Origin of the sequence: Acinetobacter sp. WCHAc060033, from assembly GCF_004209125.1 — a bacterium.
In the GTDB taxonomy this organism is placed as follows: domain Bacteria; phylum Pseudomonadota; class Gammaproteobacteria; order Pseudomonadales; family Moraxellaceae; genus Acinetobacter; species Acinetobacter wuhouensis.
This window is the reverse complement of the sequence record NZ_SGSW01000016.1, coordinates 65767-85317: the sequence shown is the minus strand read 5'-3', so window position 1 is coordinate 85317 and position 19551 is coordinate 65767. Positions and strand designations below refer to the sequence as shown.

At 37.7% G+C, this 19551-nt stretch carries 19 protein-coding genes; 15 read left to right on the top strand and 4 right to left on the bottom strand.

The features are described from left to right. Positions 1-533: 533 nt before the first annotated feature. Positions 534-1370, bottom strand: coding sequence for a pyruvate, water dikinase regulatory protein (locus tag EXE10_RS09290; RefSeq protein ID WP_068976206.1), 837 nt, complete (start codon positions 1368-1370; stop codon positions 534-536). Between the two features lie 155 nt (positions 1371-1525). Here EXE10_RS09290 and ppsA point away from each other — a divergent pair, with 155 nt between their 5' ends. Both ppsA and EXE10_RS09280 read left to right on the top strand, forming a co-directional pair. Continuing rightward, positions 1526-3901 carry a phosphoenolpyruvate synthase gene (gene ppsA / locus EXE10_RS09285; RefSeq protein ID WP_068976207.1) on the top strand — a complete coding sequence of 792 codons (2376 nt, stop codon included), beginning with the start codon at positions 1526-1528 and terminating at the stop codon, positions 3899-3901. Positions 3902-4203: 302 nt separating this feature from the next. Further along, entirely contained in the window at positions 4204-4965 is a 762-nt protein-coding gene (locus tag EXE10_RS09280; protein WP_087552743.1) for an RDD family protein, read from the top strand. 245 nt (positions 4966-5210) lie between these two features. Here the strand turns inward: EXE10_RS09280 and EXE10_RS09275 are convergent, their stop codons facing one another. Continuing rightward, positions 5211-5501 (bottom strand): hypothetical protein, encoded by a 291-nt coding sequence (locus EXE10_RS09275; protein ID WP_130113166.1) that lies wholly within the window; start codon positions 5499-5501, stop codon positions 5211-5213. Between the two features lie 63 nt (positions 5502-5564). Here EXE10_RS09275 and cyoA point away from each other — a divergent pair, with 63 nt between their 5' ends. The 12 genes from cyoA to dnaB all read left to right on the top strand — a co-directional run bounded on the left by cyoA (position 5565) and on the right by dnaB (position 17144). After that, positions 5565-6617, top strand: a complete 1053-nt coding sequence (gene cyoA / locus EXE10_RS09270; protein WP_068976209.1) for a ubiquinol oxidase subunit II — start codon at positions 5565-5567, stop codon at positions 6615-6617. Between the two features lie 3 nt (positions 6618-6620). Continuing rightward, complete coding sequence (gene cyoB, locus EXE10_RS09265) at positions 6621-8615, top strand: cytochrome o ubiquinol oxidase subunit I (RefSeq protein WP_068976210.1); 1995 nt, start codon at positions 6621-6623, stop codon at positions 8613-8615. Between the two features lie 4 nt (positions 8616-8619). Beyond that, complete coding sequence (cyoC, locus tag EXE10_RS09260) at positions 8620-9240, top strand: cytochrome o ubiquinol oxidase subunit III (protein ID WP_068976211.1); 621 nt, start codon at positions 8620-8622, stop codon at positions 9238-9240. Next, positions 9240-9569, top strand: a complete 330-nt coding sequence (gene cyoD, locus EXE10_RS09255) for a cytochrome o ubiquinol oxidase subunit IV (RefSeq protein ID WP_068976212.1) — start codon at positions 9240-9242, stop codon at positions 9567-9569. Before cyoC ends, cyoD begins: the two co-directional genes overlap by 1 nt. Positions 9570-9575: 6 nt before the next feature. Continuing rightward, positions 9576-10454, top strand: coding sequence for a heme o synthase (gene cyoE, locus EXE10_RS09250; protein WP_068976213.1), 879 nt, complete (start codon positions 9576-9578; stop codon positions 10452-10454). Between the two features lie 142 nt (positions 10455-10596). Beyond that, positions 10597-12684 (top strand): hypothetical protein, encoded by a 2088-nt coding sequence (locus EXE10_RS09245; RefSeq protein WP_130113165.1) that lies wholly within the window; start codon positions 10597-10599, stop codon positions 12682-12684. Between the two features lie 5 nt (positions 12685-12689). Then, positions 12690-13430: a DUF3142 domain-containing protein gene (locus EXE10_RS09240; protein WP_130113164.1), complete on the top strand. Its 741-nt coding sequence runs from the start codon at positions 12690-12692 to the stop codon at positions 13428-13430. An 87-nt stretch (positions 13431-13517) separates the two neighbouring features. Beyond that, the gene (locus EXE10_RS09235) at positions 13518-14237 is read left to right on the top strand and encodes a hypothetical protein (protein ID WP_130113163.1); all 720 of its coding nucleotides are present in this window, start codon (positions 13518-13520) and stop codon (positions 14235-14237) included. A gap of 168 nt (positions 14238-14405) precedes the next feature. Beyond that, the gene (rpsF, locus tag EXE10_RS09230) at positions 14406-14792 is read left to right on the top strand and encodes a 30S ribosomal protein S6 (protein WP_068976217.1); all 387 of its coding nucleotides are present in this window, start codon (positions 14406-14408) and stop codon (positions 14790-14792) included. A gap of 11 nt (positions 14793-14803) precedes the next feature. Next, positions 14804-15031, top strand: a complete 228-nt coding sequence (gene rpsR / locus EXE10_RS09225) for a 30S ribosomal protein S18 (RefSeq protein ID WP_004719336.1) — start codon at positions 14804-14806, stop codon at positions 15029-15031. A gap of 9 nt (positions 15032-15040) precedes the next feature. Further along, complete coding sequence (rplI, locus tag EXE10_RS09220) at positions 15041-15487, top strand: 50S ribosomal protein L9 (protein ID WP_068976218.1); 447 nt, start codon at positions 15041-15043, stop codon at positions 15485-15487. Between the two features lie 208 nt (positions 15488-15695). Then, positions 15696-17144, top strand: coding sequence for a replicative DNA helicase (dnaB, locus tag EXE10_RS09215; RefSeq protein WP_068976219.1), 1449 nt, complete (start codon positions 15696-15698; stop codon positions 17142-17144). A gap of 66 nt (positions 17145-17210) precedes the next feature. Here the strand turns inward: dnaB and EXE10_RS09210 are convergent, their stop codons facing one another. Next, positions 17211-17846: a hypothetical protein gene (locus tag EXE10_RS09210; protein WP_323052815.1), complete on the bottom strand. Its 636-nt coding sequence runs from the start codon at positions 17844-17846 to the stop codon at positions 17211-17213. 23 nt (positions 17847-17869) lie between these two features. Further along, entirely contained in the window at positions 17870-18289 is a 420-nt protein-coding gene (locus EXE10_RS09205) for a DUF4259 domain-containing protein (protein ID WP_130113162.1), read from the bottom strand. Positions 18290-18542: 253 nt separating this feature from the next. Between EXE10_RS09205 and EXE10_RS09200 the strand changes: the two genes are divergently transcribed. Beyond that, complete coding sequence (locus EXE10_RS09200; RefSeq protein WP_130113161.1) at positions 18543-19541, top strand: oxygenase MpaB family protein; 999 nt, start codon at positions 18543-18545, stop codon at positions 19539-19541. Positions 19542-19551: the final 10 nt, after the last annotated feature.

Here is a 19551-nt window from a genome sequence, read left to right as displayed (position 1 = left end):
ATTCCTAATTCCTAATTCCTAATTCCTAATTCCTAATTCCTAATTCCTAATTCAATGATGATGGAATTACATTACTTTTATTTCATTTTTAATCAATTTTAAAATGATGCCTTGGATAAAATTCACCCAAAAACTTTTTTTCGGGCAATAGAACAGCAAGTAGATGAAAAATTTTACGTCACAAAAAAACCAAATTGTGTATTTATTAATCAAAATTTACTAAATTTCCTTCATTTTACTATTTAGATTTTAAATAGTTGCTATACCTAATATCATTTCAGATAATATTTACATCATTTTTTATATAACTATGCCTCATTTTTTTGAGTGATACCTTATAAGCATCTTGAAAACTCCAGACTAATAATGGGTATAATTCAATCAAATCCTACTAAATACAGTCCATTTTATTGTGCTGATTAATAGAAATTTTATATGAATAAGCACAATATTTGTAATGACAAAACATAAAAAAAGCCGAATTTACATTCAGCTTAATCACGACAAAAAAATAGATTTTTAGAGATTAAATATCAACCAATTCGACGTTTTAAACCTGTCATTTGCAGTACACGTGTTGAGATTTCTTCAATCGACATTTCCGAAACATTTAAGTATTTAATCCCCTCTGAAATGTAAATTCCTTCCACAGCCCGTAGTTCCATTTGGCATTGTGAAAAGCTCGCATAACGGCTATTCGCCTTACGTTCTGTACGAATCGCAACCAAGCGCTCAGCATCAATCATTAAACCGAACAACTTGTGTTTATGTTCTTTCAGCACTGCTGGCAAGCGGTTATCATCCAAATCTTCTTCTGTAAGTGGATAATTTGCAACACGAATTCCAAATTGTAATGACAAATAAATCGAGGTTGGAGTTTTCCCTGAACGAGACACCCCGATCAAAATTAAGTCAGCTTTATCGTAATGACGGGTACGTGCCCCATCGTCATTATCCAAAGCAAAATGCACTGCATCAATACGTGCTTTGTATGACTCAGAATCAGTTACCGCATGGGTCTGCCCGACTAAAGTCGTAGGCTGAGTACCTAAAACATCCGAAAGTTTACTAATAAGCCCTTCAAAAACATCAAGATTTACAGCATTTGCAGTATTAATAATGTCACGTACATAAGGGTCAACCAAAGTGTCAAAAACTAGGGGTTGTTGACCGTCTTTTTCCGCACGAATATTGATCTCTTCAACCACATTCATGGCAGCTTCTTCAGAGGTAATATAGGGAATAATATGTATATCAAACTTTACATGAGGAAATTGCGCTAATAAAGAATGTCCAAGGGTTTCAGCAGTGATCGCTGTACCATCAGAAATAAAAAATACACTTCTCTTTATCTGGTTACTTTCTGACATTAAAAATCTCCTTACACATTTGTCTTAGCGATGTATAATCTTTATAGTAAGCCCATCTTACATGACCTTAGACTGAGTGGAATAAAAAAGCTCAGTTTTTTGTTATAATTTCACGCCAAGATAGTGATTAAAACTGCATAAGTGGAGTAACAACTTTGGAAGCACGCGTAATCGGTCTGGAAAAACTAGGAAAACACGACGTTGAACTCGTGGGTGGTAAAAACTCATCACTGGGAGAAATGATCAGCCATTTAGCTAATGCTGGCGTATCAGTACCAGGTGGTTTTGCAACTACTGCTGACGCGTACCGCGAATTCCTTGAGCAAAGTGGTCTAAACGCTAAAATCAATGCCGAATTAGCAACATTGAATGTCGATGATGTTATTGCACTTGCAGAAACAGGCGCAAAAATTCGTCAATGGATTGTAGACACTCCTCTTACAGCTGGTTTAGAAAAAGAAGTTCGCGAAGCTTTCGCAGCACTTTCAAATGGTAACCCAGACATTGCAGTTGCAGTTCGTTCTTCTGCTACAGCTGAAGATTTACCAGATGCGTCTTTTGCAGGACAACAAGAAACTTTCTTAAACATTCGCGGAATCGACAACGTTCTCATCGCGATTAAAGAAGTTTTTGCTTCACTTTATAATGACCGTGCGATTGCTTACCGTGTACACCAAAACTTCGCGCATGACATCGTTGCTCTTTCAGCAGGTGTTCAGCGTATGGTTCGCTCTGAAACGGGTGCTGCAGGTGTAATGTTTACCCTTGATACAGAATCAGGTTTCCGTGAAGCGGTATTCATCACTGCCTCTTATGGTTTGGGTGAAATGGTTGTACAAGGTGCAGTAAACCCTGACGAATTCTATGTTTCAAAACCACTTCTTAGAAATGGTAAACACGCAGTCATCCGTCGTAACCTTGGTTCTAAACACCAAAAAATGATTTATGGTGAAGAAGGTGCAGCAGGTAAATCTGTTGTTGTTGTAGACGTCGAAAAAGCTGAACGTCAACAGTTCGCTTTGAATGATTTAGAACTTCAAGAACTTGCTAAACAAGCATTGATTATTGAAGAACATTATCAAGCACCGATGGACATCGAATGGGCGAAAGATGGTGACGACGGTCAGATCTATATCGTTCAAGCACGTCCTGAAACAGTTAAAAGCCGTGAAAATGTCGGCACAATGGAACGCTACCTACTTAAACAAAAAGGTACTGTACTTTGTGAAGGTCGTTCAATCGGTCAACGTATCGGTTCTGGTAAAGTCCGTATCGTTACTTCTATTAAAGAAATGGACAAAGTACAACCAGGTGACGTTCTTGTATCAGACATGACTGACCCAGACTGGGAACCAGTGATGAAACGTGCCGCAGCAATCGTCACTAACCGTGGTGGTCGTACTTGTCACGCAGCAATTATCGCTCGTGAATTAGGTGTTCCTGCAATCGTAGGTTGTGGTAATGCAACTGAAGTCCTTGTAGATGGTCAAGAAGTAACTGTTTCTTGTGCTGAAGGTGATACAGGCTTTATCTACGAAGGTGCTTTGGATTTTGAAATCCAACGTAACTCGATTGAGTCTATGCCTGCGCTTCCATTCAAAGTCATGATGAACGTGGGTAACCCTGACCGTGCATTTGACTTTGCACAAATTCCAAACGCAGGTATCGGTCTAGCGCGTTTAGAATTTATCATTAACCGTATGATCGGTGTACATCCTAAAGCATTATTAAACATTGACAGCCTACCACGTGAAACTCGTGCAGCTGTAATGGCGCGTACTGCGGGTTATTCATCACCAATCGAATTCTATGTAGAAAAACTAGTTGAAGGTATTTCTACGCTTGCTGCTGCATTTGCGGATAAGCCAGTGATTGTTCGTATGTCAGATTTTAAATCTAACGAATATGCGAACTTGATCGGCGGTAAATTGTACGAGCCTGAAGAAGAAAACCCAATGTTGGGCTTCCGTGGTGCAAGCCGTTATGTGTCTGATAACTTCCGTGACTGCTTCGAGTTAGAATGCCGCGCGTTGAAAAAAGCACGTGACGAAATGGGCTTAACCAATATTCAAATCATGATTCCTTTCGTACGTACAGTTCACGAAGCGAAACGTGTCATCGAATTATTGGCTCAAAACGGTCTTAAACGTGGTGAAAATGGTCTTAAAGTGATCATGATGTGTGAATTGCCAACCAATGCGTTATTGGCTGAACAATTCCTTGAACACTTCGATGGCTTCTCTATCGGTTCAAATGACTTAACTCAGTTAACGCTTGGTTTAGACCGTGACTCTGGTATTGTTTCTCACTTGTTCGATGAACGTGATCCAGCGGTTAAAGCATTACTTTCTATGGCAATTCATGCTTGCCGTAAAGCAGGTAAATATATCGGTATCTGTGGTCAAGGTCCTTCAGATCACCCAGACTTAGCTTTCTGGTTAATGGAACAAGGTATCGAATCTGTTTCTTTAAACCCAGACTCAGTTTTAGATACTTGGTTCTTCCTTGCTGAGGAAAAATCTAAAGCTTAAGCTTAATTAAACTGAAAAAAAGACCCTTTCGAGGGTCTTTTTTATTTCAAACAACAACACACGATAAAATTAAAAACATAGTGACAACATAAAATGGCTATTAAACTTGAATGTAAGTTTTTTAGTGAAAATAAACACATAATAAAATTGTTTCTCATCGTTGATTTTAAAATTTCACGTAAATTTAATTTTCAACAGGGTAAAAATCTTGTATACATAGTCGTTTATAAAAATTGATGAATTCAGTTTATGTTATATTGTATTCATTCACGATTTTAGATTTATTTTGAGATTTAAGTTTTATGCAAATTTACTTGGCGAGAAATAACCAACAAGCTGGTCCCTACTCAGTTGAAGAACTCAACCAGATGCTTGCAAGTCAACAAGTTTTATTGACTGATTTAGCATGGTATCAAGGTATGACTGAATGGAAAGCACTTGGCGAACTTACACAAGGTAAACTTGTATTTGAACCTATACACAATCCACCCGTGTCAAATCCCCATGAAGTAAACCCAACTATACAAAGCCTAAAAGTAGAGAAAAAGACTCAAGTATCGGTCACACCTGCTTCTGTAGGTAAGCGTATTTCTGCAAAACTGATCGATTTTTTATTGCTTTTAATCCCGCAGATGTGTGCCATTATCTACTACCTACCTGCTGATGCGTATAAAATAGCAGAATCAGGATATTCAGCTGAGAATCAAACAAAAGTCACTGAAATGCTTACCCAAAGCATGCCAGTTTATGTGAGCACTGGTTTACTGGTATATTTATTTGCATTATTAATTGTACAATATTTTTTAATCAGCAAAACTGGTCAATCCATTGGAAAAAAAATATTCAAATTACAAATTGTTGATGTAGAAACCAATCAACTTGCAGGCTCTCTACGTGCTTTTTTTGTACGTACATTCTTATTTTTACTTATTTCTCAATTAACAAGTATTATTCCATTACTTGTGATTGTTTTTATTGTCGATTTCGTTATGTTCCTTTCAAAACCACATTACGCCTTACATGACCGTATCTCAAAAACCAAAGTGATTGACATTTCAAAATAGAAATGTAATTACAAGCATTAAGAATGCTTCACAAATTTCCCAATGAATATAAAACTCAATGTTTTATATTCATTAACCTACATCAATAAGAACATATAAAAGTGCTACCTCATTATTAAAGAATCATACTGAGCAAATATCTAAACATTTATCATCCAAACACAACCTTCTCTTATTCTAAAAATTAAGTTTCGATTCTCTAAATTGCAAAGCATGATGTATATCATTGTTTTCAGTCAAAACTGCTAAGTTTTACTTAACCAATTTGCTAAATACAAAGTGATAAATGAAAAACTTTTCACATAAACATAGGGATGTAATATAAAACCATACAATTCATAAGCAATTGTTTTTATTATCCAAATAAGCTCAATTGAATTTAATCCTGAGTAAATAAATTGGTTTTTATTACAGTCATTTAAAGCCACTTTATCTATAGCTAAGTTTGCTGATATGAGGCATAATGCCCTACAACGTAGCGGTGTCAGATGATTGAGAATGTTTGCTATTTGTAAATAATAGTCATTTTCAATCATGCGACACTTTATTCGCTATCCCGAATTTATTTAGGGAATGGGACTCTTCACCGAGGTTGTAAAATGAGACAAACGACTTTAGCTGTATTGTCTTTATCTGCGATGGCTGCACTCTTAACTGGGTGTGGCGGTGATATGGTACTTCTAAACTCTAAAGGTCCAGTTGCTGAAGGTCAAAGTAACCTGATGATGACTGCGATCTACTTAATGTTATTGGTCGTAATTCCTTCGATTTTAATGGCATTATGGTTTGGTTGGAAATATCGCGCGTCAAATAAAGATGCAGACTATAAACCTACATGGGCACATTCAACTGCAATTGAAATTGTAGTATGGGGTATCCCTTGTATTATTATTGCTATTCTTGCGTATTTAACATGGTGGGGCTCACATAAATATGACCCATACCGTCCGCTTGAATCAGACAAAGCGCCTGTAACTATTCAAGTTGTTGCTGAACAGTTTAAATGGATCTTTATCTATCCTGAACAACAAATTGCAACTGTTAACGAAATTCGTTTCCCTGAAAAAACGCCAGTTAACTTTAAAGTGACTTCTAACTTTACAATGAACTCTTTCTTCATTCCTAAGTTAGCAGGTCAAATCTATGCAATGGCAGGTATGCAAACTCAGTTACACGTATTAGCTGATGAAACTGGCGTATATCGTGGTTTCTCTTCTAACTATAGTGGTTATGGTTTCACACAAATGCGCTTCTTAGCTCATTCTGTTACTGAACCAGAATTCAACAGCTGGGTAGAAGCAGTTAAAGCAGGTAAAGGAACTTCAATTAACCCTGAAGCTCAACAAAAAACTGTTTTAGATGCAGCAGAATTTGCAGCGCTTAAAGATGGTGACCGTTCTAAGCACCAAATTGAGAATATGCTCAAAAATGCGCATACCCCAGAAGAAAAAGCACTTGCAGAAGAAGCTGAACGTAAAGGTCCATTCCCTACTAAGCCGTATCCTGTAACTTACTATTCTTCAGTTGAGTCTAATTTGTTCGAAAGCATTATCAATAAATACATGAGCAACTACCACGGTGCAGATCATTCTGCGCAAGCGGGTACTGAACATGTTGGTGCTGAACATGCAACTGCTTCAGTAGAGGAATAAGACATGTCGGTATTATTCGGTAAACTCAACTGGGACTCGATCCCTTATCAAGAGCCAATCGTACTTGTAACCATGGTCATCATGGCTTTAGGTGCTGCTGCGCTTCTTGGTGGTATCACCTATTTCAAAAAATGGGGCTACCTGTGGAATGTATGGTTTAAATCTGTAGACCATAAAAAAATTGGTATCATGTATATCATTGTATCTGTGGTCATGCTTGTGCGTGGTTTCGCCGATGCGATCATGATGCGTCTTCAACTGTTCCTTGCAAAAGGCGGCGGTGAAGGTTACTTACATCCTGACCATTACGATCAGATCTTTACCGCGCATGGCGTAATCATGATCTTCTTCGTAGCAATGGGTCTTGTTGTAGGTATGATGAACATCACTGTACCACTTCAAATTGGTGCGCGTGACGTTGCATTCCCATTGTTAAACTCTTTAAGCTTCTGGTTATTCGCAGGCGCTGCTGGTTTGATGATGGCATCACTTGTATTAGGTGAATTTGCTGCAACTGGTTGGATGGCTTACCCTCCTCTTTCAGGTATTCAGTATTCTCCTGGTGTTGGTGTTGACTACTATATCTGGGCACTTCAGGTTTCAGGTTTAGGTACGCTTTTAACAGGTGTTAACTTCTTTGTTACCATCATCAAAATGCGTGCGCCAGGCATGGGTCTTATGGACATGCCGATCTTTACTTGGACTGCACTTTGTACAGCAGTATTGATCATTGCATCTTTCCCTGTGTTAACTGCAACTATTGCAATGTTAACGCTTGACCGTTACTTCGGTTTCCATTTCTTCACCAATGAGCTTGGCGGTAGCCCAATGCTTTATGTGAACTTGATTTGGACATGGGGTCACCCAGAAGTATATATCTTAGTTTTACCTGCGTTTGGTATTTACTCAGAAGTAGTATCTACATTCTCTCGCAAAACTTTGTTCGGTTACAAATCAATGGTATATGCAACTATCGCAATTACAGTTCTTGCGTTCGTTGTATGGTTACACCACTTCTTTACCATGGGTGCTGGTGCCAACGTTAACGCGTTCTTCGGTATCATGACCATGATTATTGCGATCCCAACAGGTGTGAAAATCTTCTCTTGGTTATTCACCATGTATAAGGGTCGTATTACATTTACATCACCAATGTACTGGACTCTTGGCTTCCTTGTGACTTTCGGTATCGGTGGTTTAACTGGTGTATTAATGGCTGTTCCACCAGCTGACTTCTTAGTACACAACTCTTTATTCTTGATTGCTCACTTCCATAACGTAATTATTGGTGGTGTAGTATTTGCAATGTTCGCAGGTATCACTTTCTACTGGCCAAAAATGTTTGGTTGGAAGTTAAATGAAACTTGGGGTAAAGCATCTTTCTGGTTCTGGTTCTTCGGTTTCTATTTTGCATTCATTCCACTTTATATCCTTGGTTTCATGGGTATGACTCGTCGTTTGAATACATATGACAACCCTGAATGGGATCCGTACCTTGCAATTGCATTCTTCGGTTCTGTCCTTGTTGCAATCGGTATTTTCTGTTTCATCATGCAAGTTGTTGTAGGTTTCTTACAACGCGAACAAAACATGGACCACACAGGTGACCCATGGGATGGTCGTGTACTTGAATGGTCTACGTCATCACCTGCTCCATTCTATAACTTTGCTCACCTTCCAAAAATCAATGGTATTGATACTTTCTGGAATGACAAAGAAAATGGTGTAGCGTATGCACGTCCAACAGAATATGAAGATATTCATATGCCAACTGACCGCGCTGCTGGTTTTGTGATTGCAATGTTCATTACTGTAATGGGCATGGCTTTGGTATGGCATGTTTGGTGGCTTGTTATTGCAACTTTCTTAGGTGCTGTGATCAGTTTCATCGTAAGTTCATTTACGAAAAAAGTGGATTACTATGTGCCTGCAGCTGAAGTAGAACGTATCGAAAACGAACGTTATGCTTTACTTGAAAAACACTTGAAGAAGGACTAAGACAATGGCTGAAGTACTTCATCACGATAACCACGGACACGATGAGCATCATCATCACGATGATACTGACATCACTGTCTTTGGTTTTTGGACCTACTTGATGAGTGACTTGATTTTATTCGGTACACTCTTCATCGCGTTCGCTGTATTAAGCAGTCATATTCCACCTGGAACTCCTAGTCCAAAAGATTTATTTGGTGAGTCTTTAGGTTTCGTACTTGTAGAAACTTTTGCTCTCTTGATCTCTTCTGTGACTTTTGGTTTTGCAGTACTTGCTTCATACAAGAAAAATGTTGGTCAAGTTTTAACTTGGTTAGCGATTACTTGGTTATTCGGTGCAACGTTCATCGGTATGGAACTTTATGAGTTTAATCATTTAGTTCATGCTGGTCATGGTCCAAGCACGAGTGCGTTCTTATCTGCGTTCTTTACTCTTGTAGGAACACACGGTATTCACGTAACTTCTGGTTTGGTTTGGATGCTTGTGTTGATGTATCAAATCAAGAAAAATGGTTTGACTCTTCCAAACACACGTCGTCTTGCTTGCTTAAGCTTGTTCTGGCACTTCCTTGACATCGTTTGGATCTGTGTATTCAGCGTCGTTTACTTACTGGGAGTTATCTAATGAGTCACGATCATAATTCTGCAGGTGCTTCGCATGGTAATGTGAAACAATATACGATTGGTTTTATTGTTTCTGTATTGCTTACCATTGTTCCATTCTATATGGCAATGCATCCAGCTGACTTCGGTCGTGGTGCGATTATAGCAACGATTGCGATTACAGCTGTGGCGCAGGTTCTTGTTCAATTAGTATTCTTCTTGCACATGAACACTTCATCAGAACAACGTTGGAATGTGATTGCATTCATTTACACGATCTTGTGTATCGCAGTTCTTCTCATCGGTTCTGTATGGATCATGAACTACTTACATTCAAACATGATGCTCTAGGGTGTCATGTTGAAGAAATATCTATTCCTGACTAAGCCAGGAATTCTCTTCGGTAACTTCGTTACCACTTTGGGCGGCTTTTTCTTAGCCGCTCAAGGTTCTGTAGATTTCCTTTTACTTCTCATCACACTCCTTGGCACTACCCTTGTGGTTGCTTCTGGCTGTGTTGTGAATAATGTCATTGACCAAGACATTGACCAAAAAATGCAACGTACGATGAATCGTGCTTTAGTCAAAAAAACCATCAGCCCTACAGTTGCTTTATTGTTTTCTGCTGTGCTCGGTTTACTTGGCTTTGCTTTGTTGTGGTTTTTTGTCAACGCCTACGCATTTGGCTTTGCGGTACTTGGCTTTGTCGTATATGTGATTTTTTATAGTTTATGGAGTAAACGTACCACCATTCACCAAACCGTGATTGGCAGTATTTCTGGTGCAAGCCCTCCAGTGATTGGTTATACCGCTGTTTCAAATGAATTTGATGTTGCTGCGCTACTGATTTTTTTAGCATATGCACTTTGGCAAATGCCACATTCATGGGGAATTGCAGTTTATCGTTTCGATGACTATAAAAATGCTGGGATTCCAATTTTACCTGTTGCGCGTTCGATTTATCGTACTAAGGTTGAAAGCCTGATCTACGTGATCTTATTTGCACTGGTATTAAATGGTTTGTATTGTTTTGGCTATACCAATATTTTCTTTTTAATTATCTTTAATGTGATGTGCGCTTATTGGGTGTATTTATCGCTGATTGGATTTAAAGCTGAAAATGATCAGGTTTGGGCAAAAAAATACTTTTTGTATTCTGTAATTTTAATTACCGCTTTAAGTTTTAGCTTTAGTTTTAGTTACGTCTCCCCTGCACCACATTTACCAATTTTTTAAAAAGATAGAGTTCCACTCTATCTTTTTTTTTTGATCTGCTCTAAATCTCAAATCAATTTCGATTCAATAATATATTTTGCACTTTGTATTCCCTGTTTCACTTGTTATCATATTTTCAATAATTACAACTTTCACATTTTCAATGAAGACTCAAACTAAATTTATTTATAAAATCCTATTCAGTTCCACCCTACCTTTTTTATTTTATAGCGCTACTGTGCATGCAGGTGCTGAAGACATTTGTGAACCTGATTTTTATTTAAATGGAGACAGCTACAATAAGTGTAGTAATTTACCTGTTCTCGTTCCAAGTAATGATAACCAAACCAATATGCTGTTATTGCTCAGTGATTTAGGCTTGGCGAATATTAAACCACGTCAACCCGATACTGAGTTATGGACATCCGCTTATGGTCAAACACCTTTTGAAGGCGTTCCTTCTGCAGAAAATCGGGTTGCCAACCAACGTATTAAATTTGCAAATGATCAACAGGGTTATGATGAACGTTGCAATACTTTAGCCAATGGTAAAACCAGTTTCATTACTCAAGTTCAAAATAATAAAAATATATCTGCATCTGAAAAACAGGCTCTCATCGCTGAACGTAATAAAATTTCAGAATGTACCAATAAAATTCCATTAATTCCAATCAATGCGCAATGGTCACCTACTACTCGACAATATGCCTCCTATTTAAATGCGACAATTGCATTTTACAATGCTAACTTTTCCACAGCAACAAAGATATATTCAGTACTATCCACCGTTGATGATGCTTGGCTCAAAGAAACTTCGCAATATATGTTGATTCGCTCAAGTTTAAATTCAGCCTATGCAACAGGAACCAACCAATATGGTGATGTAGACTTAGATAAAATTAATAAAACTTTACTGAAGCAGTTTTTAGATAACATTACAGCTTATCTCAAAGCTTATCCAAATGGTCAATATGCTGCCAGCGCACGTGGATTTATGCGTCGTGGATTTTGGCTTACAGGTCGACAAGATTTATTGGTCAATGAAATTGTTTGGCAAATCAACAATCCGAAATCCAAATACTACAATCTTGATGTCAATGAGTTCCCTGCCGAAATTGATCGTCGTATTTTTGGCAGTCAATATTTCAATGTTAAAAATTTGAATGATCCATTTTTATTGGCAACTTATGATCTCATGCAAATGCGCGATTCTTCTGCCGAAGGTTATAAACCTATAACGTGGACGCAGTTGAATGCGCAAAAAGAAATTTTTAAAAATCAACCTGAGTTGTTTAAACATTTACAAGCTGTGCATTTATTTTATGTTCAGAAAAAACCACAAGAAGCTTCAAAATATTTATCCGATGCCAATGATTTAAATCAATACATTCAACTGAGCCAAGCCTTTTTAAAAGGTCAAATCTTAGAAAAAACCAATCCTACGCAAGCTGAACAATATTGGTCACAACTACTCAATAAATCGAAAAATACTTATCAGCGTGGCTTATTTGAAACAGCGCTGTCCAATCATTTAAATACCAAACAAGATGTCAGTGCATTTATTGGTAAGAAACCTTTGATTGGCCAGATCAATTTACAAAAACGCTTTATCCTCTATAAAGCCAATAATAAATCTTTGCAAAATATCATTCAGAATAATGTTGCAACAACTGATCAAAAACAGGCAGCGATTTACACCTTACTGCATAAATCTTTGAACCTACAAAATTATGCTCTATTTAATCAATACTATAGTCAGCTACCAAAAGATGCTGTGCAATATAAAGATTATGAAAGTTCTGATAAATATAAAGAAAAACCACCCTTTGCCGATTTTGTTTGGAATGGCACAACCATTACACAACAACTCAAATGTTCTAATTTACCAACATTGACCAGTCAATTAGAAAAATCCCCCAAAGATCCACTGTTAAATGTCTGTATGGGTGAATATGTTCGAACTGGTCATCATGGTTTTCCTTATCAAATGAATGGGGAGAATACTTCAAACCAAGAGGATAAAGGCGAATTTGCTCGCGGTGATGTTTATAAATCAATCATTAAATCAAGCACTAAAGGAGAATTACATGCCTATGCCCTATATCGTGCCATCATGTGTTATTCACCGAGCGGTATGAATGATTGTAATGATAAAGAAGTACCTAAAACTGTCCGTAAACAATGGTACGATCAAATCAAACAAGATTATCCAAATACCACTTGGGCTAAATCTTTGAAATATTATTGGTAGTTTCCATGTCAAAAAGATTGATTCGGTTTTTATGGCTATCACTTTGTTGCTTGAGCATTATTGCATGCCAGCCGAGTCAATCTGCTTCTTCAAATCATCATGTTAATGCAAATGATTATGATGCTTTTTGGATTTGGGGCAATATTAAATCTGCACCTTATTTAGCCAAAGCCAAAGAAATTTATATTTTACAAGGTGAAGTTCGGGTCGATAAACGCTCTAAACAGTCTGTTTTAATTCCTCAAGGCACAGGAATTTTAAAATTAACTCACCAAAAAGTATGGCTCGTGTTTAGAAATCATCATTTGAATTGGCAAACCCATGAATTAGATCAAATTTTAAAACGTGTTCGACAATGGGAAAACTCAGGCAATCATATTCAAGGGATTCAAATTGACTTTGATGCACGAACGAAGAATTTAAATGAATATGCCCTTTTTCTTCAAAAACTTAGAAAGATATTGCCGAAACAATATCAACTGAGTATTACCAGTTTAATGGATTGGACCAATATTCAAGATCAAAATACGCTTAGGATATTTAGAGAAAATATTGATGAGATGGTGATTCAGACTTACCAGGGTTCAACCACGATTGCGAATTATCAGCAATATTTAAAGAAAGTTTCAGCTCTAAAATTGCCTTATAAAATTGGGCTTGTTCAGCATGGTGAATGGAATCCAAATTTAAACTTTAAAGCTGATTCAAATTTCAAGGGTTTTGTGGTGTTTTTGCTGAGAAACTAGCCATTTTTTAAATAATGAATATCACCACTTCAAACTTACGATCTCTCATACAATAGATTTTATTATTTTAAACTCATGGAAATAAGCATGCTAAAAAGAACACTTTGTTTAATGTTGATATTACAAGGATGTAGCACAAATTCGCCTCAAAAAAATTTGGACACCAAACCCTCAGAATCATCCGCAATTACAGCCCCAATTTCTGAGAATAAAGCCCCTGCTTCAAAGAGTTCAAGTACAAAATTACAAGATGCTTTAAGGGCGAATATCTATCGAGTATCTACAATTAATCGTGACGAAGATTTATGGGATTTTCCACCAGTAAAATACAAAAAAGTTACTTTTGAACAATTAACTGATCAAGAAAGAACTGTGTATACCGCTTTAGAAAAAAACTATTTAAATGAGTGGATTATGTGCAATGGTAAAGAATATGTTTTCTCTAGCGGTGGTGCTCCGTTTTTTCTATTTTTTGAAGTCATGAATTATCAAGCTCGTGTAGAAATCAATACACGTCCTCTTAATCAGCAAGATCGTATAGATCAAATCCAGTGGAAAGGTAATATTCGCCTAGGATTTTACAAATCTCTGGCTCGCGATGTGGTAATCAATCAAAAATATACTTTTTTATCTGAAGACCCGTACCAATCCTTACCTAATTTCCGTTGGTATAGTAATAATAGTGACTTTCAATTAAAAAATGATCGCATTTTCCATGAAGATCGCCAAAAAATCGTGGCTTATGAAATCAATCCACCTAAATTAAATTGTGAATTGGTACAAAAAGTTTTAGAAACCACAAAATAGTACAGCGAAACACCGTTTATTTAGATTGTAATTCAATGGTGTTATGCCTATAATACCTCCTCGCAAATTTTGCGGCTTAATCTGTTAGCTGTTTCAGTTAACGTTAGATTATGACTCCTTGCTTCATTCATTTTTGGATGGGGCTGCATAAACCGTAAGGAGCTGACAATGCGTCACTACGAAATCGTAATTCTGGTACACCCAGACCAAAGCGATCAAGTGGTAGGTATGGTAGAACGCTATATCTCTCACATTAAAGATGCTGAAGGTCAAATTCACCGTCTTGAAGATTGGGGCCGTCGCCAATTGGCTTACCCAATTAACAAAATCCACAAAGCGCACTACATTTTGATGAACATCGAATGTGGTCAAACTACGCTTAATGAATTAGAAGAATTGTTCCGTTATAACGATGCAATCCTTCGTAATGTAATTATCCGTCGTGAACACGCTATCACTGAAGAATCTTTACTCGCTAAGAGTGCTGAAGAAAAACGTGCGCGTAAAGCTCAACGTGAAGAAGCACAACAAGCTCAAGATTCTGTTGAAGCATAAGGAGAACATCAATGGCACGTTTTTACCGTCGTCGCAAGTTCTGCCGCTTTACAGCTGAGAACGTTACGTACATCGACTACAAAGATATCGACACTTTAAAACAGTACATCACTGAAAACGGCAAGATTGTTCCTAGCCGTATTACAGGTACTAAAGCTCGTTACCAACGTCAATTAGCGCTTGCTATCAAACAAGCTCGCTATTTAGCGTTGATTCCTTACACTGACAATCATAAGTGAGGTTGAGCCGTGGATATTATCTTATTACAACGCATTAAAAACCTTGGTAAATTAGGCGATAAAGTATCAGTTAAAGCTGGTTACGGCCGTAACTTCCTTATCCCTCAAGGTAAAGCAGTTGCTGCTACTGAAGCTAACACTGCTGCTTTTGAAGCTCGTCGTGCAGAACTTGAGAAAGCTGAAGCTGAAGTTTTAGCTACTGCTCAAGCACGTGCTGACCAATTGAACGAAGTAAATATCGTAATCACTGCGAAAGCTGGTGATGAAGGTAAATTATTCGGTTCTATCGGTACTCGTGACATCGCAGACGCGTTAACTAACGCTGGTCTAGTTGTTGACCGTGCTGAAGTACGTTTACCTAACGGTGCGCTTCGTAACACTGGTGAATTCAACATCGCAATCCAATTGCACCATGATGTTGTTGCAGAAGTTCTCGTTACTATCGTATCTGAGTAATTTCGTACCAAGAAAAAGAGCATACTTTTGTATGCTCTTTTTTTATCTTTAAAATTTCAAACATTCCCCCATTTACCTATGTAAGTTTGATATGCTCCCTTATCAAATATACTCGTTAGATAATTTCAGACTGCTGCATTAAGATACCTACTTGATCAAGTAAGTAATTTTTTTACCGCATACACATTATTTAAAATCAAGGTCTTATATGTCACAGGCAACCGCCACAGCTTCATCAAATAATTTTAATAAAGATGCTAAGTCATCAGACACAGCACAACAATTAAAAGAATTTCGCACGCCTCCACATAACTTGGCGATTGAACAAGCTGTGCTTGCTGCATTGATGACCGTTGCCGAATCATTTGAACAAGTCAATGACATGTTGAATGAAAATGACTTTTACGCAACACGCCATAAATATATTTTCCGTGCCATTGAAAAACTTGCCCAAGAAAGTTCGCCTTATGATGCAGTTTTGGTCAATGACTGGCTAATTAAGCAAAATCTACTCGATGCCATTGGTGGTGAAGAATATTTAATGCAACTGATGGCAGACTCACCATCAAGTTTCTACAACCTAGAAACCTATGCAGCTAAAATTAAAGAATTTGCGACTTTAAGAAATATGATTAAAGTCGGCAATGAAATTCTCCAAAATGCTTATGACACCAAAGGTCGTGATGTTAGTGAAATTTTAGACCTTGCTGAAACCAATATTTTTTCGATTGCTGAACAACATAATAACAATGCCAAAGCGCAAGGTCCTAAACCGATTACCTCAGTTGTAGCGGACGTATTCGATAAATTGAATGAGTTGTCACAACTTGATGGCAACATCACAGGTTTAACTACAGGTTTTACCGAGCTGGATAATAAGACTTCGGGAATGCAAGCGGGTGACATGATCATTGTCGCTGCACGTCCTTCGATGGGTAAAACCACTTTTGCGATGAACTTGGTCGAAAGTGTTTTATTTAACTGTGACTTACCTGCGCTCGTTTTTTCTATGGAAATGCCAGCTGACTCGATCGCCATGCGTTTGATTTCAGCTTACGGTAAAGTCCACCAAGGTCACTTACGTTCTGGTAAATTGGACGGTGATGAATGGTCTAAAGTCACAGGTACAATCCTACAACTTCAAGAAAAGCATCTGTATATTGATGACTCTTCTGCCCTACCTCCTACGGAAATGCGTGCGCGAGCTAGACGTATTGCCAAACAACACGGCGGTAAGTTGGGTTGTATCATGGTCGATTATCTTCAGTTGATGAAAGTCCCAGGCATGGGCGATAACCGTGTTGGTGAGATTGGTGAAATTTCACGAAGCTTAAAAGCGCTTGCCAAAGAAATGATGTGCCCTGTCATTGCACTGTCTCAGCTCAACCGTTCTTTGGAGAACCGTCCAAATAAACGCCCTGTGATGTCAGACTTACGTGAATCTGGTGCGATCGAGCAGGATGCCGATTTGATTATGTTTATTTACCGTGATGAGGTGTATAACAAAGAATCGAAAGAAGCAGGTACAGCAGAAATTATTATTGGTAAACAGCGTAATGGTCCAATTGGTACAGTCCGTTTAGCTTTTGAAGGTCAATATACTCGATTCAGTAACTTATCCCCTGAATACTATGCGCAATATGATGATGAAGAGTAAGGGATTTCTTGCTCTTTGTTTCATAAGTGTTCTTCAGTTTATCGCTTTATGTTCAGGCTGATATGCTCAAAACCATGATTTAATAAATTTTATCAGCCTTTCCCACCACAATTTCCAACCCGACATCGCTTGTAAGTGTTGAGGATGATCATTCATTTCAAGTGGTGAAAATACCTGATTTAACTGCTGACAGCTTGGATATTTCTGTTGCAGTTTCGCCAGATAATAAGCCTGATCATGTTCTAAAAAACCGTCCAGAATTCCTGTGTCTTTCCGATCTCCCAAGGCACAATTTGCTGTTTGTTTATTCCACGCTAAAAATGGCGCAATTGGTTTAGAAATACTCAACTGATCATTCTCACAACTCAGTTCTGCAAATGAAGCGATCTGATATTGCTCAGGCTTTCCACCATCAGGCGCATAAGCTAAACCAATGATTAAACTGTCTTTTGCAACATGTTGACTTGAAAATGCGCTATGCCATTGTTTCGGTTTAGCATATTTAAATATATCCGACCATGAACGGAAAATAAAAATTTCTGAACTGAGCACTACAGCGAAATTTGAGCCGTCACCCTGCACTGCTTGAGAACTTTGAAAACGTGCAATAAATACATCATCCGCTGAGTATGGCATACATGCCAAAACTGTCTGCGCAAAAAATAATGCACACAATCCAATATAATAAGAGATACGCATCATCAATTTATTCGGTATATCAAAGTTTATGATGCATTTTTTAATATTTCTTTCAGTTCATTTAAGTTTTGTGTCCATTCTTCATAATCATCAGAATCTTGCCACAACTCATCGAGTTCAGAATTTTCTTGTGTCAGGATATCAATAACGATGATGGCTTTCTGAATCAGCGCAGTAGGAGGTCGTGCATCCAGTTGATCAATCCACTGACTCACACCATCCAGAAAATCCAGATCCTGTGTACCCTGACCTGTGATTTGCGCCAACACTTCCGCTGCCGCATGCGCAATACTGCCATCGTCCGCATCAATAAAATCTTCATTTTTATCTGCAATGACCTGATCTAAAGCTTGCTCTATCACCACAAAGCCCGTGCTTTCTTCTAATTCAGCCGCCCAATCACAGGCGGTGTCATTACCAAATGGTTCGTGTGACCATGCTCCCATTTTTTATTCCTCATGATTTACTATTATTTGAAAAACATTTTAGAGGATACAATAGCATTAGAATCATTAAATCTGTAAACAGATATGAATGACTCCTTTTTATCATTTTCACTATCCATCATATTTAAATGAATAAAATTGTATTTATAATCAAATTTGCAGATTTATAATCAATATTTTCAAAGTTTTCTGCTTTAGCATCATTCTGATATTTGTATTTTTACTCAGCAAAATAACAACATCAGGGAATGCCATGACTGAATCTTCAATACATTTTCATTTAGATACTGCCAATAATAATTTCAAAGATCATGGATTATTTGGTCCAGGTTCAATCAGTTGGAAAGTATGGTCACACCCTGCTGCATTTATTGGGCTGACACGATCATTCTATATTGAGGTTTTGGCAAGTATTGATGCTGCTGCGGCACTCTCAGATCGTGCAACCTATAAATCAGACCCGATTGGGCGTTTAAGTCGTACCATGACCTATTTTCTGACCGTAATTTTTGCCGATACAGAAACTGTGAGTAAAGCCAATCAGCGTTTGTTCAAGCTACATTCACACATTAAAGGCAATATTCCACTGACAGGGCAACAATATAGTGCGCTTGATCCCTTATTGGTCGTCGGTACACATTTGATCACATGGCATTCGGTTTATTATGCCTATGAGAAACTTGTTGGAAAATTACCTGCTGAAGAAGAAGCGCAATTTTTTAAAGAAAGTGTGCAATATCTGATTTCTTTACAAGAAGTTTATCCTGATTTGAGCATTGAAACCGTTAAAGAAAGTGCCCGTAAACATGGCTATCCACTAGAAGGAATCGGTGAATTGAACAATCTTCCACAAACTCGTGAAGAATTTCGTACTTACATTCAACTGACCAATAGTAAAGCTGCAATCACACAACAAACAAGAGATATTATCAACACCTTGCTTGATCCATCAGGCGTTGAAACCGATGATCAGATGATGCAAATGATTTTGAAATTTTATCCTGTACTCAAAACGATCGTGGTTGCTTTAACACCAAAAGAAATTTGCAAACTTGCAGGGTTGCCACGTTCAGCGATGAAAGATCGTGTAGCAATTCAAGCAGGTAAAGCCTTAGTCAAAGCGATGCAAACGCCTGCTGTTCTGAAAATATTTCAAGAGAAAATTGGTACACAAGGTTATCAACTGATGCATCAAGCGATGAATCATCCTAAAAAGATGGGCAATACTGAAAAGTTACAGAAAATTGCTTAAATTTATTTCA